This window comes from Vibrio penaeicida (assembly GCF_019977755.1).
GTDB classification, from domain to species: Bacteria; Pseudomonadota; Gammaproteobacteria; order Enterobacterales; family Vibrionaceae; genus Vibrio; species Vibrio penaeicida.
Genome location: NZ_AP025145.1, coordinates 1,738,749 through 1,752,589, shown reverse-complemented (window position 1 = coordinate 1,752,589; position 13,841 = coordinate 1,738,749). Strand labels below are relative to the sequence as shown.

10 protein-coding genes are annotated in these 13,841 nt (G+C 44.2%); 1 reads left to right on the top strand and 9 read right to left on the bottom strand.

The features are described 5' to 3' along the window. Positions 1-443: 443 nt before the first annotated feature. Both LDO37_RS26195 and LDO37_RS26190 read right to left on the bottom strand, forming a co-directional pair. Entirely contained in the window at positions 444-2,699 is a 2,256-nt protein-coding gene (locus tag LDO37_RS26195; RefSeq protein WP_126610237.1) for a PKD domain-containing protein, read from the bottom strand. Positions 2,700-3,080: 381 nt separating this feature from the next. Then, positions 3,081-4,280, bottom strand: a complete 1,200-nt coding sequence (locus LDO37_RS26190) for a DEAD/DEAH box helicase (RefSeq protein WP_126610236.1) — start codon at positions 4,278-4,280, stop codon at positions 3,081-3,083. Between the two features lie 505 nt (positions 4,281-4,785). Between LDO37_RS26190 and LDO37_RS26185 the strand changes: the two genes are divergently transcribed. Beyond that, positions 4,786-6,978 (top strand): hypothetical protein, encoded by a 2,193-nt coding sequence (locus tag LDO37_RS26185; RefSeq protein ID WP_126606843.1) that lies wholly within the window; start codon positions 4,786-4,788, stop codon positions 6,976-6,978. Between the two features lie 111 nt (positions 6,979-7,089). Here the strand turns inward: LDO37_RS26185 and LDO37_RS26180 are convergent, their stop codons facing one another. From LDO37_RS26180 to LDO37_RS26150, 7 genes are all read right to left on the bottom strand, one after another. Next, on the bottom strand, positions 7,090-7,794 hold the full coding sequence (locus LDO37_RS26180) for a 6-phosphogluconolactonase (RefSeq protein ID WP_126606844.1): 705 nt from the start codon (positions 7,792-7,794) through the stop codon (positions 7,090-7,092). Between the two features lie 3 nt (positions 7,795-7,797). Next, entirely contained in the window at positions 7,798-8,634 is an 837-nt protein-coding gene (locus LDO37_RS26175; protein WP_126606845.1) for a carbohydrate ABC transporter permease, read from the bottom strand. Beyond that, positions 8,631-9,551 (bottom strand): carbohydrate ABC transporter permease, encoded by a 921-nt coding sequence (locus tag LDO37_RS26170; protein ID WP_101113017.1) that lies wholly within the window; start codon positions 9,549-9,551, stop codon positions 8,631-8,633. Before LDO37_RS26170 ends, LDO37_RS26175 begins: the two co-directional genes overlap by 4 nt. Positions 9,552-9,562: 11 nt before the next feature. Continuing rightward, on the bottom strand, positions 9,563-10,684 hold the full coding sequence (locus LDO37_RS26165; RefSeq protein ID WP_126606846.1) for an ABC transporter ATP-binding protein: 1,122 nt from the start codon (positions 10,682-10,684) through the stop codon (positions 9,563-9,565). Between the two features lie 115 nt (positions 10,685-10,799). Next, a complete protein-coding gene (locus LDO37_RS26160; protein WP_126606847.1) occupies positions 10,800-11,747 on the bottom strand; it encodes an ROK family protein in 948 nt (315 codons plus the stop codon). Further along, positions 11,744-12,631, bottom strand: coding sequence for a sugar phosphate isomerase/epimerase family protein (locus tag LDO37_RS26155; RefSeq protein ID WP_126606848.1), 888 nt, complete (start codon positions 12,629-12,631; stop codon positions 11,744-11,746). Before LDO37_RS26155 ends, LDO37_RS26160 begins: the two co-directional genes overlap by 4 nt. Continuing rightward, complete coding sequence (locus LDO37_RS26150; RefSeq protein WP_126606849.1) at positions 12,628-13,767, bottom strand: Gfo/Idh/MocA family protein; 1,140 nt, start codon at positions 13,765-13,767, stop codon at positions 12,628-12,630. The genes LDO37_RS26155 and LDO37_RS26150 overlap by 4 nt, the downstream gene beginning before the upstream one ends. Positions 13,768-13,841: the final 74 nt, after the last annotated feature.

Genomic DNA, 13,841 nt, shown 5'->3' with positions numbered 1-13,841 from the left:
TACGCTTTAAATGACGCTATGCAAAGAAGGGAAGTGAGAGTTAGAGTTTTGGAAAAAGTGAAAGTTTTATTATTTAATTATTATTTTTATATTTCAGCTTCTGATTGTTCACAGTTCACATTTTTGTTGTTAAGACGCTAACTTTTCGGATCTGGATGATAAAAGTTATAATTATCAGTGAGTTTTGAGTTTGTTATTCATTAAGAGCGGAGTTCTTTAAAAGATTTATGGGGGGTGTTAGCTTAAATGGAATGTGGTTTTTAATAAATTATATTTTACTGTTTTTTTATTTAACTTCTTCTTTGGGGTTGGTTAAATTTCATTGTATGGTTCTAAATTTGAGAGGTTATAACATTATTTGAAAATAAACATGGAATAAAGGTCACAATAAAAGAGAGCTTATGCTCTCCTTTAATTAACTAGCAATAAGTAATAGTGGTTAGTTATACTTTGTTCCAAGCGCCATCGATACCGGGAACATTCTCAAAATTGGCATACCATTTCGCTTCCCAAGTTGCGCCGTTGTATAGCACTCGATCACCTTTGCCATAGATGCGTTTTGGATCCCACTCAGTCACTTCAGACCCGTAAGATTGCAACCACACTTCCGCAACCCCTGGTTCTTCGTTTTGAGTATGCCACTGCGCGGTAAATTCTTTATTGCGGTGACGAACGATATCCCCTTTTTGGTAAATCTTGTTTGGATCCCATGTGGAGCCTGCGTCTACCAGTTCAACGACAACAGGAATCGCCGCTACCGCTGTATTATTTAGCGAATCGGTGGCAGTTAATTCAATTGTGTAGGTAGTAGCAGCTGGCACTTTGAAGCTGATTGTTGGTGTGGTTGTGTTTACCACGGAACCATCAGGTAACCCAGCCCAGCGGTAGCTGACAGTGTCTCCATCAGGATCAATGGTTTTACTTGCATCAATTGTGACCGTATCGCCGATAAAGATATCTTTCACGGGTTTGTAAGCAATAACTGGTGCTTGGTTAGGTCGTAATGTTACTACCACTTCGTCGGTGCCTGTTTTTCCATTACCTGTGACCGTAAGTTGGAAGTTGTGCACGCTTGTCGCCGTGACGGAAGGGGCAGAGAACGATGCTTGAGAACCTTGTGCTGTTAAAGTTACTGGTGCGCCGCTAACTTGTTTCCATGAATAAGTGATGGAGTCGCCGTCTGGGTCAAAAGATTTAGAGCCATCAAGTGTAACGGTTTTTTCGTGGCTAATGATCTGGTCATCACCGGCTCTCGCAACTGGTGCTCTGTCGCCAACGCGAGTACCTAAAATAAGTGGCTTGCTCACAGTCTCTGGCTTGCATCGGTAGCTGTGCTCAACACCTTTAAAGGTGCCATCACGGTTGAATGCGTCATACGCGCCGCCATCAGCTTTACATAACTGTGTCCAAGGCGTGTCCACTGGAAGTGACAACAAAATAGCATCAAGAACACCGCCAAATTGGTTCGCAAAATCTATGCTTCCTTGTTTCGCAACCGCATCAAATGCTGTTTTTGCAGAAGCTTTAGCCGAGGTAATTTCTTCAGGTGTGTAGAGTGGTCCAAGCGCATCCAAATAGCTGCTTACCGTTGCCCAGTCAATTTGACTGGTGTAGTAACCTGGGTAGCCAGGACCGTTATTTTCGGCGACGTCTTTAAGTTCTACTGCTTTGTACGGCACTTGATAGAGGTAACTGGTTCCGAAACCACCTTGGTTTTCTGGGTCGAAGCATTCGTCAATGACAGTCAAAGACGCGCAGTGCGCTCTTACATCTGGTTTTAAAGGATTCAACGCCATGCTGTTAGGGCTCAGTCCTCGGTTGTAACCGACAGAAATCAGCTTAGTTAATGCCAGTGGATCTTTTGATTCAACGACAAATTCGCCGAAGTTATCTGAAGATCGCGCCAAAATGTAGTAAGCAAAAATGTTGTAGTACGATGCACCGATGGCGCTTGGAACAAAACTGTTTTTTCCTTGTTCAGGTTTAAACACCGCATTATAGATAGGCGAGGTCATCTCATAAGGTTCGACTGCTTTGTAAACCGAATCTGGTTTGATGCCTTTGTAGAAACGATTAGGGAACATCCTCATCATTTCGCCGTAAGCAGAATACATATGTCCTTCTAATTGGAAGAAACCATCGTGTTTGGTTCTGCCGTTATGTAGCGTACTCCAGATACCATAATTGGAGTGATTTGGATCTTGGTCTTTATAGGTGGGAGGCGTCGGATAAGTAAAGGTTTTGGCGTCATAGTCGGCGCCAACTGCACTTTCTTGCAGCGTTTTGGCTGCATATAGATTTGCGCTGTGGTAAGGGTCATCAATCCCTGTCACGTTTTTGAAAAGCTGTGCAGCGTGCGCCATGGCCATTGCCCAATGTGGTCGCTCATTTGGGATGACGAAAGAATAAGGTGCTCGCCATACCTTTCGCTTCAGGATCGCAATTTCGACAAGCTTGTCTGCTGTAGCTTGATCGGGGGCGCTGGCTCGAATTTGATCAAGCTCTGCATCGGAGATATTTAAATCCATCTGCCCTAAGCGAATCGGACCGGTTTTAATCAGCTTGTCGGCCGTCAGGTTATAGGTTAATACACCCACTTCTTGACCCGGCCAAGTTGTGGTCGCGGCATGAGCAGCGGAGAGTGTCATCGTTGCCAACACTGTGGAAACGAATAAAGGGCGCAAGGTGAAGCTTTTCATAGATCTTTTACCTCTTATTTAAATAGATATCGGATACTTCTGCTGGCAAGCTATCAACCCAATACTCTAGAAACAATCGCACTGACCTTTAATTTATAAATCACTCGCAAACTTCGGTAATTAACTGAAATAACAATAATTATGTACGTGAGGTTCGTTCAACCTGTCATAGTTTTTGCATTCATTGAACATAAAATTCGCTTAGACGGATTTGTTACCTGAATACCAAGTGGAGTGAGTAGCTTGAGGTGACTTGCGTAACACGTGGGGGTACTTTTCGTGATGAAGCCCTCGGTTGAGGGCTCAGTCGATGAGGTTTTGCTATGGGGGAGTAGTAACGGAGGGTATTACCAAACATCTCACAATAGGTTGCGAGCGCTTTTAGCTTTTATCTTTAGGCTTACGTTTGTTCTTAGGCACATAATTTAGAATAGAAATAGGCACTTCTTTTCTTGGTGCGAATCCTTCCACTTCTTTACGCACAATCAATTCACCCATTAGGCTCTCAATCATGCAAAGATTTTTGAAGTTGTCTTTGGATACAAAAGAGATCGCTTCACCTGATTTACCTGCACGACCCGTACGGCCAATGCGGTGCACGTATTCGTCTGGCGGGAAAGGTAAATCGTAGTTCACCACTCGGCTGAGTTCGGTGATGTCTATCCCACGGGCTGCAACGCCTGTCGCCACTAAGTATTTTACTTTGCCAGATTTAAAATCCGCTAAGACTTGCCCGCGAATAGCTTGGCTGCGACCACTGTGGAATGCTTCCGCTTGAATACCGCGTTTCTCTAGCTGAGAAACTAACTTCGCTGCACCATGTTTGGTTTCTATAAAGATAAGTGCTTGGTCCCAGTCATTCTCTTGAATCAAATGGCTCAACAATGCTGATTTCTTGTCTTTATCTACCGTCACTAGCCACTGGTCGATCTTTGGCTTTTCAGCGTTTTGTAGGTGCAAAGAAATTTCGACAGGGTTCGGTACAGCGGTTTTCGCAAGGTCACGAACTTTACGAGAAAGCGTGGCAGAAAACAGCAGGTTTTGCACATCAACAGGCAAGCGCTCGATGATTTTGTTGATGTCGTCGATAAAGCCCATGTCGAGCATTTTATCGGCTTCGTCGAGAACCAATATTTCCGCTTCTTCAAAATGCACGGCACGTTGAGTGTAAAGATCCAGCAAACGCCCTGGTGTCGCCACCAGAATATCGATGCCTTCAATCAGCTTTTGCTTTTGAGGCTTATCATCTACACCGCCGTAAACCACAAGCGATTTTAGGTTCAGATGTTTGGCGTACACTTTAATGCTTTTATTAACCTGAACGGCGAGTTCACGAGTCGGCGTTAAGATTAATGCTCTGAAACGCTTTTTACGCTGAGTTTCTGATTGGCTCAGTTGTTCCAAAATAGGCAGCACGAAGCTAGCGGTTTTACCGCTTCCAGTTTGCGCCGCTGCAATGATGTTTTTCCCTTGCAGAGCAACCGGAATGGATTGTTCCTGAATCGGCGTTGGGGAGTCGTAACCTTGCTCGGCAATAGCGGTAGTGATCGGACGACTGAGTCCTAATTTGGAAAATGGCATGAAGAAATCCAATTGATATTTAAGCGTGCACCTATAACACGGTGCAAATAGTGGCGCAGATTCTAGCATGGTTTGCTGTGTTTTGCCTTTACCAAGTCACCTTAGATTGCTGTTGAAGTGGGGGAATTTTTAAGGTTATGCCACATGGAAACCAAGAGTGGTATGAAAAGAGAGTGAGACGATTGGTACACATTTGTGAGGGAAAATATTGAGGTCTGATGATAAAGCAAGTTTTCGAATTCTCAGAATGAGTGATTACTTAGTATTTAATTAGCTTTCAATTTAATATTTCTATACGTTAGTCATTATTTACTAATGCTTTATTGTTTTAAATATTAAATTTTTAAAAATATAAATTACCTTGAGAGGGATAAATATTACGATGGATTGTTTAAATTCGATATGACTCTTTTCTAATATTGAGTGACTGATATTGTGGTGTTAATTTATAAAAGCGTCAATAGTTAATTAGATCAACGTCACAAAAAGTTAGGGAAGAAATAATATGACCATAGAGTTAAAGAAAAGGGACTACGCGATAACAGTTCACGATATAGATTTAGATTATATCAAGGGCTCAGAAGTTCGAATTATTGAAGACGGCTTTATTCATCATTATTTAGCAACGGCAGATATTTCTCCGGGGGTGCCGATATCTAATCCTTTGTGGGAACACTTATATAGTGTGAAAAGAGATACAAGCGCTAGTAGTCAGCGAAGCTTAATTCCTGAGCTTGATATGGATAATTTACCGCCTCCTTTTGACACCTTGGAAGGGCGTGATCGTGAATATCTTTTTTTTGAATGTCTGCGAGTCGGGATCGATGCACCTAACGGTTACGTTCTAGGTCGTATAGGCAAAAACCAGTTCGGAGATCTATGGAATTTATCTGGAGATTCAGCGGGGTTTCAGCTAATCGATGGTGTGTTAAGTGTTCAGGATTCCTCCCAAATTGTGACGACGGAATCACGTATTATCGAAGTAACCAGAATACGAAATGGTCTGACTCAAACTACTAAACTGGAAGTATCCGTCTATGATGACACAACGGATGCACTATTCATTGTTCAAAGCGGGGATACAGGCAATGACGGGAAACAGCCACACAAACCTATACTGGAATCAGAAATCTCAATCCCAATCCCATACACGTCATATGGACAAATATTCTATAGGCGAGGTGATATATTCGAATTTGGTATCATAATAAGCAAAAATCAAACGATTGGTGCTTTTGGTGACCCATTCTTAAATAAACCTAAGATGATCCTAACAACTAATACGGCGTTAGCAAAAAATAATAGCAATGACCGCCTATATCTAGTCGAAGTTAGGAAATACCCAAACAACAAAGTCATTACAGACAGTGGGTACACAGAAATTAAGGATATTGAGTTTGATTCTGAGAATTCAGATTTATCAGGTACTAATCTAAATGGAAATGTTCCTCTGTATATTTATACCACGAATGAATTAGCGTTACTCCGACTAACTGTGTCTGGGAACAATGATCATGCTAACTCGTCAGGAATAAGGCTACTTAGGTCAAAAGGGACTAAAATTGATTTTTTACGTATAAAGAATGTGTATGGAGACGGAGTTTATGGCAAATCAATTAACAGAGAAGCTGGCGCACAACGACCTATGGAGATCGCATTCAGTTATTTTGATGCACCACTAGGTGGAGGTGCGGATTGCATACAATTCAGTGAAGAAGACGATGGGTTGAGTGGTCGTTGTTATGATCTCTGGATACATGATTGTGTATGCTTGCAATCTAGCGAGTCAACTAGCCTGAAGGGCTCTATAGCCATCGAAGGGAATCACTATCTGGTTGAGAATTGTAAAATAGGGGGGAAATATTTTGGTGTGAGCTTGAGTGGTCGTCAAGGTACTTGCCGACATAATTTACTATTCTCAGGGGGGCTTCCGGTGGGGCATTCAGCCGCTGCAAATACCTTTGGCATAGGAGCTGCGTCTGAGAATATATCGCATTCCATTAGTATTTATGACAACACCGTCGAAGGTCACTTGGGGATGGTGTCAGGAATTATTATCTCTGGGTTTGACCTAGGGAATACAAATGATCGAGAAAATGAACAGCGACGTTTCGACATGCTGATTAATCACAATCGTGTCTCCTCGGTTCGTTTGTGTACTAGTGTTCGCGTTCCTTGGACTGGTGAAATCGTCAACAATCTGTCTTTCGAAAATACCATTAGTGATGTGGATCTACGAGGTAATTCAGATGTGATAGGCGACTATGTCAGGTACGCCAGAGACGGAAATGGTGATATTATCTTGGATGGTAATAATGAACCTGTTATTGAAGAAACCCTTTCGGCTATTAACCATCAAACAATTGATGCGCCTAAACTCAGCAGTAAAGCATTCCGCCAAGCTCGCCCTCTGTTGCATATTTCTGGAACACCTGCTGTGGGTAATACTCTCTCAGTAAGTGCTGACAGTGAATTGAAGGACGATGAAAAAGTTGAGTCTTATCAGTGGCGAATGAATGGTCAGTTGATTCCTAATGCAGATCAAGCGTCATACACCATTGCTGAGCTAGGGGTAGATCCAAGAAAACCTCGATTTGATGATATGAACGGTGCGGAATTCAGTTGCGTCATCACAATCTCTAAAAATGATGATAGAAACCAAATTGACTATCTGTATAGCGAATATTTGAGATTGTAGACTCGCCATCGATCTGGGTGTTAGCTGCTCAATACTCAGATCGTCCTACGTATCGTAAGAAAAGGATACAGGATCACTTGGCTATATCTTCCTTAACATTAGTACTGAAACTTAAAACATCGCACTATCATCTACTATCAATTCAACGTTGGGATGCAGTTTCAATAGGCTAGCAGGCAGTGATGTGGAAATGTCACTCTCCAGCAATCGAGCGAGAATTTGTTGCTTGTGTTCCCCCGTTGCTACTAAGACGACTTTTTCACACTCCATAATGTCGCCAATTCCAATGGTGATACCGAGCGATACCTCGTACTGATTTTTGACCATAGGGTGGTTTTTCGACATAGCATGCAGTGGTACAACGCTTGAACGATGCGGCAAAGAAGGGGAAGGCTCTAAGAATCCAATATGTCCGTTAAGCCCTATCCCCAAAACGCAAAGGTGTGCAGGTTGGTATGCGGTTAGCTGGCTTTTAACGCGCAGCGCTTCACTTAAAATATCACTCGCGGACCCATTAAAAGAAATATAGTGGTGTGGTTCAATCCCCCATGGTTTTATCACTTCATGGGTCAGTTGATACTCGCAACTGCTGCCGCTGGTTTCGGGTAGCCCAACCCATTCGTCCAGTTTTATGATGGTGACGCGGGAGGTATCGACTCCTAGTAGCTGTTCCCCTGTAATTTCATACGCTAAAGATGGTGTACCACCAGAAGCGAGTATGATCCTTGAATCTGGTGTAACTTGAATTTGGCTAGTGAGCATACGGGCGAGGTAAGCCGAGACTTCTTGGTGGTTTTTCAATTGAGTGACGTTCATAAATTATCCTTTAATCGCACCTGCTGTCAGCCCCGATACAATTTTTCGTTGGAACACTAAAACCAATACAACGAGTGGAACCGTCACAATGACCGAAGCGGCCATAATGGCACCAAATGGTAATTCATAACGGCTAGCGCCAGAAATGAGGGCAATGGCTACAGGAACCGTGCGCATTTCATCATTGAGAACAAAAGTTAGGGCGAACAAGAATTCGTTCCATGCCGCAATGAATGCCAGTAAACCTGTGCTAACCAAAGCCGGCCCCAGTATTGGGAAGAACACGTGGGTAATGATTCGAAAGGTAGAGCAGCCATCCATTCTTGCGGCGTCTTCTAATTCTTGGGGCAGCTCCTTCATAAAAGTGGTGATGACCCAAACCGTAAAGGGCAGGGTGAAGATCATATAGGCAAGGATCAACGCCCAGAGTGTGTTGTACAGTTCAAGCAGGTTTATCATGCCCAGCAGCCCTGACAGAATCACCACTTGAGGAAACATCGATACACTCAGTATCGCCATCAAAATGGTGGTTCTTCCTTTAAAGTTGACTCGTCCCAGAGCGTAAGACGCGGTGACAGAAAGGAATAGCGACACAGCAACAACCGCGGTCGCGACAATAACCGAGTTAAGAATATTGCGTAAAAACGTACCATTGCTGAGGACGCTGATGTAGTTGTCCCACTGGATACTTGGGAAAAACTCGACTTTGAATAAATCAGCCCCTTGCTTAAACGAGGATACGATAGACCAATAGAATGGAAATAGGGTATACAGCGCAATAATGGCGACCAAAATGTAGAACAGCCCTTTGCTGAGGCGATTTCTGGTGGAGTTCTTCATCTTGACTCCTTAGACATTAAGCTATTGCGGGATAAGTACAAATACCCGATCGTCACTAAGGCAACAATGAAGAACAACAGAGTTGAAGCCGCTGCCCCATACCCCATGTCTTGAAAATCAACCAACTGCTTACGCGCAAATATCGACATAGTGATCGTTGACTCACTGCTTCCTGTTAACACATACGCCAAATCGAACATACGCAGCGCATCCAACAATCGGAATACTACCGCCACCAAAATGGCTGGCTTGATCAGGGGTAACGTGATGTGCCAAAAGACTCGCCAAGCAGGGACATTATCCACTTTCGCCACCTCGTAGATGTCTTTTGGGAGCATTTGCAAACCAGCTAAGATCAACAGCGTCATAAAGGGGGTGGTTTTCCAAACATCGACGAAGATAATCGCAGCCATCGACCATTGTGGGTCCGCTGTCCATGCGATCTTTTCACTCAGTATGCCAATCGACATGCCAATTTGGTTTATCACGCCATATTGATCGTGGAACATCCACTCCCACATTCTTGCAGAGACGATGGTCGGGATAGCCCAAGGCACCAACACGACCGCACGCATAATGCCTTTGGTAGGCAAGTTCGCATTCAAAATTAGAGCGATACCAAGCCCAATGACGGTTTCCAGTGCCACAGACACCACCGCAAAATAAAGCGTGTTCCAAACCGAATTCCACCACGATGAATCAGTGAGCAAGTAAGTGTAATTTTCTAACCCTATCCAACTCGCAAGTTCGGGCTCCATTAACGAAGCATCCGTAAACGAGAAGTAAAAATTCTTGAGCAATGGATAAAGGGCGACCACCGCCAGCACAAGCGCCATAGGGAGAATATAGAGCCACGCTTCGTAGACTTTTTGTTGGTTGAGCCGGAACCCGACGGATGGTTTACTTTCTTTATTCATACGGGCTCAACCTATTCTTCCGTATTTCGCGGCTGAGTGGATTCGCTATCGCATTGTGGGCGATCGCTATTTTGGTAATCGATATTGATGCCACGGGTATCGAAGCAATGCACATGATCCCAGTTAAAAACCAGATACACCTCTTGGTTAGCTTCAAGATGCTGCTGCCCATCCAGTGTTACGACAAGTTTCATGCGTGACCCAACGTTGCAATACACGTAACTTTCATCACCCAATATTTCGGTGTGAGTAATTTTGGCTTTTAGATCGGCTTTCTTTGGGTTGCTTGTTAGAGAGAGGTCTTTTGGACGAATGCCAAGCGTTATTTTTCTACCCATAATTTTGGAATCCACCATATCGAGGTGGTAACCATGGAAATGAAAGCCGTCAGCCTCCATATCTCCTTCAATAAAGTTCATTTTGGGTGAACCAATAAACCCTGCCACAAATTGATTTATAGGGTGGTTGTATAACTCAAGCGGTGATCCGAATTGTTCAATGACACCGTTATTGAGCACAACGATCTTGTCGGCTAACGTCATTGCTTCAACTTGATCGTGTGTGACGTAAATGGTAGTGGCGTTGAGTTTTTTATGGAGTGTGGCGATTTCGACCCGCATGTCTACGCGAAGTTCGGCGTCTAGGTTACTTAGGGGTTCATCAAATAAGAAGATTTTAGGCTCACGAACTATCGCTCTGCCAATGGCGACACGCTGTCTTTGTCCGCCTGATAGTTGAGCGGGTTTTCTATCGAGTAGCGATCCCAGTTTAAGGATATCGGCGGCTTTAGTGACACGTTCTGAAATGTCATGTTTCGGAAGCCGAGCTGTTTTTAAGGCAAATGCCATGTTGTCCCAAACGTTCATGTGTGGGTACAACGCATAGGACTGAAACACCATGGCTAACCCACGCTGCCCGGGTGCAACGTCATTGACGTTTGTGCCATCTATTCGAACATCACCAGATGTTTGAAGATCAAGCCCCGCGATAAGGCGCAGAAGGGTCGATTTTCCACAACCAGATTGACCAACGAACACAATGAATTCGCCCTGATGAATCGATAGGTTGATGTCTCGCAAAACAGGGGTCTTGCTGTATGTTTTGTTTACCTGATGTAAAGACAAAACTTCCATGGGTTGTCTTCCTTTTTCCCAGAGTCTACATATCCAGATATTATTGAGATCGTGTTTGTTTAAGCTTTCCTTGTTCGCAGATTAAAAACACACCTATTTTTGCGAACTTAAATACCTAACCTTTCGCCATTTTAGATGCGGCAAGCGCCGCGCCAATCGTCCCTGCTTTACTTGCAAAATACGCTTTATGAACAGGAATGGTTTTGCAATCTTCTGCCCATATTCGGTCGCGCAGAGTAGCTTCAATACAGTGATGGTATAAGCCTTGAGCACAACCTAATCCACCACCAAAAATGATGGCTTCTGGGTCTAACATATTGACCATTTGTGCCAGTAAACTGCCCAAAACCTCCCCAGCGAGTTTAATGTATTGGCGCTCTTTCGATGCGCCCATTTCCGCTTGTAATAACAGTTCAGGTAAATCGTGATAGCGCTGCGCGGGGTGGCTCATGTTCCAGCAATCTAGTAACCCCGCGCCAGATACCAGCGCTTCAGGCAGATAATTCAGCGGCTTCATATCTGCTGTACACCCAGTGAGGGCACTACTCGCAAAATGAATGGCGTAGCCGTTTTTCCCTCGCCAAGGCACCCCATTGTTAAATAAGGTGTATGCCAGCCCAGTCCCCAGAGACACATAGACGAACGATTGGTATGGCTTGCCCGCTCCCAGTTTTGCTTCAGCCAGACCAGCTACTCGCACATCACTTTCAAACAACACATTGTTAAGGGGAAAATCAGAGTGGCTTAGTGAACGAAGATCGAAATTCCAATCACTGACGATTTCTCCTGAATTGTTCACCAATTCTGGAAAGGCAATGCCGCACCCTTTTACCGGAATATCTTTGATGTTCGCAAACTCAAGGTGGTAAGACAGCAGTTTGTGAATATCAGTAATGATGTCTTTTGTTGGGCGTTGTTTTTGCGTGGCAACTTGAGTTTCACACAGGATGTGACCGGTGTTGATATCGACCAGTGCCGACGCCATTTTTGTGCCACCAATGTCGATACCCACAAAGGCATTGGCGGATTGGACGTTGTATGTATTCAGTGCGTTGGGGGTCATGACACCCCCATTCCAAGTTGTTTGATGTAAGCGAGGTTACTTTTGGCATGCGTGAGTGCCATATTGTGAATATCAGGGTAAATGTCTTGTTCGATCACCGCGTAACCGCGAAAGTTTTGCCTGTCCAATTCTGCTTTAATTGCATTGAAGTTAACGTTGCCTTTACCCAGCGGCACCATCACCCCAAGTTCAAAAGCGTCATCATCACTGAGGTTTTTCTGCTTCACTTTCTCTCGAATAGCGGAATTCATGTCTTTCAAGTGGTAGTAGCGAATTCGCGAACCGAATTCTTTAATGAAATCTTCGGGTACTCCACCCGTGTATAGATGATGCCCTGTGTCGAAACAGAGATTCACGTAGTCGGGGTGGGTATCGTTCAGCAGCCGGATAATTTGATGTTCGTTTTCAATGCAGGTAGAAACATGGGGGTGAAACACATAATCCAATCCATACTCTTCCTTTACAATTTTTGCTGATTCAGAAATCACCTTAATGATGTGCTTCCAATCCGTAAGGTTGAGGTTGCGATCGCTTGGGTGTTTATAAAGGCTGTCGCCGTCCATAAACACAAAATAGCGCGCATTTAATTCTTTCAGGGTAGGGCAAATATTGCTTATATCCGATCGAATGGTATTTAGTGCGTTAGGGACTATGAGATCCGACATATGTGCGGCGCCGCAAACGTTCAAGTTGTGGGCTTCCAGTTCGTACTTGAGCTCCCGAATATTCGTCGGAAGGTAGCCGTAAGGTCCCAGTTCAATGGTGCGGTATCCGCAAAAGTTGGCTTCATCCAGAAACTTTTGCCAACTCGGTTGTTGGTGATCCTTTGGGTACCAAACTCCCCAAGAGCAAGGACAGGTGGCGAGCGTTATCTGGCTAGTCATTCGTGTTCTCCCATCACATTAGTTGCTGTATCGCTAGGGATATCGTTGATTCCAAGATTGATTGCGATAGAGTCGATGGCTTGCATGACCAAATTAAGATCCTTCTGAGACACTTTAAGACCCGTTAAAACCGGCGCGTTTTGGGTAAGGGTTTGGTGCCAATACAGAAGCTCAAGGTTAAATTGATCTTGGTAAAATGGACCATGAGTTTCGCTAGGGTGGTGCCCCTCTCCACTTTGAAACTCAAGAGTGGTAGGCAAGTTTCGAATGTAAGGCGTTGGGTAATTGATTTTGAGCCTCTTGGTATCAGAGGTCAGTTCGATACTGGCATCCACGCGAGGAATGTTATCGATTAAAATTTCATAAGTGGCAAAAAAGGATCCGTAATCCATCGTCATGGAAATGTGTTCACCGTTGGAATTAGCAAACGCACTCACCACTCTTTTAGGCGAGTCAATGAGATGTCGCAGTGCGGCCAAATTGTGAATGGCTGCGCCTGTTAGCACGCGATAAGCTTTCCACAATAAGTTGGAGTGTGCTCGACTGCCGAGTAACTCCTCTCTTTGCTTTTGTTCGGCTTCTTTAGCGTGTTCGATTTGTCGCTTATCGTGATCGTCGGGGTAGTACAAATCAGAGACTTGCGGAAGGAAGTGGTCACCTTCACGTTGTAAATCCCTAACGCGCACGCTTTTTATATCTCCCAGTTCATCCAGTTTTTCTTGAGCCAATGAAAAGGCTTTAGCATAGACACGCATGTAACCAACGGTGACAGAAACCTGATGCCGTTTTTCCAGTTTGATGAGTTCTTCAACATGTCGTGGTAACAAACAGCTGGGTTTCTCCAATAGAACGGATTTGTTGTGGGCGATGGCGAGTTTGGTATGTTCGAAGTGAAGTGGATCAGGCGACATGATTATGACCGCATCAACAGCGTCATCCTTTACGATTTCTTCAACGGTGTGATAGCCGCTTTTCACGTGGTAGCGTTGGCAAACTTCGTTGACCAAGGTTGGGCTGATATCGAATACTGCGGTGACGCAAAATTTGTCGGGATGGTGAAACAAAGTCGGCAAATGAAGGCTTTGCGCCGCTTCTCCTAGCCCAATCAGCCCAAGTCTAATCGGTGAGTTCAACATAACAGCTTGTCGTCCTTATCTATGTTCGAAACGAAATCATCTGAATCCAGTAAAAGTATGGCAGGCAGTAACCC

Bases quoted from the DNA above. Each gene is read 5' to 3' on its own strand.
- LDO37_RS26190 (WP_126610236.1), bottom strand. From the start codon at position 4,280: ATGCCATTTTCCAAATTAGGACTCAGTCGTCCGATCACTACCGCTATT.
- LDO37_RS26170 (WP_101113017.1), bottom strand. From the start codon at position 9,551: ATGAATAAAGAAAGTAAACCATCCGTCGGGTTCCGGCTCAACCAACAA.
- LDO37_RS26150 (WP_126606849.1), bottom strand. From the start codon at position 13,767: ATGTTGAACTCACCGATTAGACTTGGGCTGATTGGGCTAGGAGAAGCG.
- LDO37_RS26155 (WP_126606848.1), bottom strand. From the start codon at position 12,631: ATGACTAGCCAGATAACGCTCGCCACCTGTCCTTGCTCTTGGGGAGTT.
- LDO37_RS26160 (WP_126606847.1), bottom strand. From the start codon at position 11,747: ATGACCCCCAACGCACTGAATACATACAACGTCCAATCCGCCAATGCC.
- LDO37_RS26165 (WP_126606846.1), bottom strand. From the start codon at position 10,684: ATGGAAGTTTTGTCTTTACATCAGGTAAACAAAACATACAGCAAGACC.
- LDO37_RS26195 (WP_126610237.1), bottom strand. From the start codon at position 2,699: ATGAAAAGCTTCACCTTGCGCCCTTTATTCGTTTCCACAGTGTTGGCA.
- LDO37_RS26185 (WP_126606843.1), top strand. From the start codon at position 4,786: ATGACCATAGAGTTAAAGAAAAGGGACTACGCGATAACAGTTCACGAT.
- LDO37_RS26180 (WP_126606844.1), bottom strand. From the start codon at position 7,794: ATGAACGTCACTCAATTGAAAAACCACCAAGAAGTCTCGGCTTACCTC.
- LDO37_RS26175 (WP_126606845.1), bottom strand. From the start codon at position 8,634: ATGAAGAACTCCACCAGAAATCGCCTCAGCAAAGGGCTGTTCTACATT.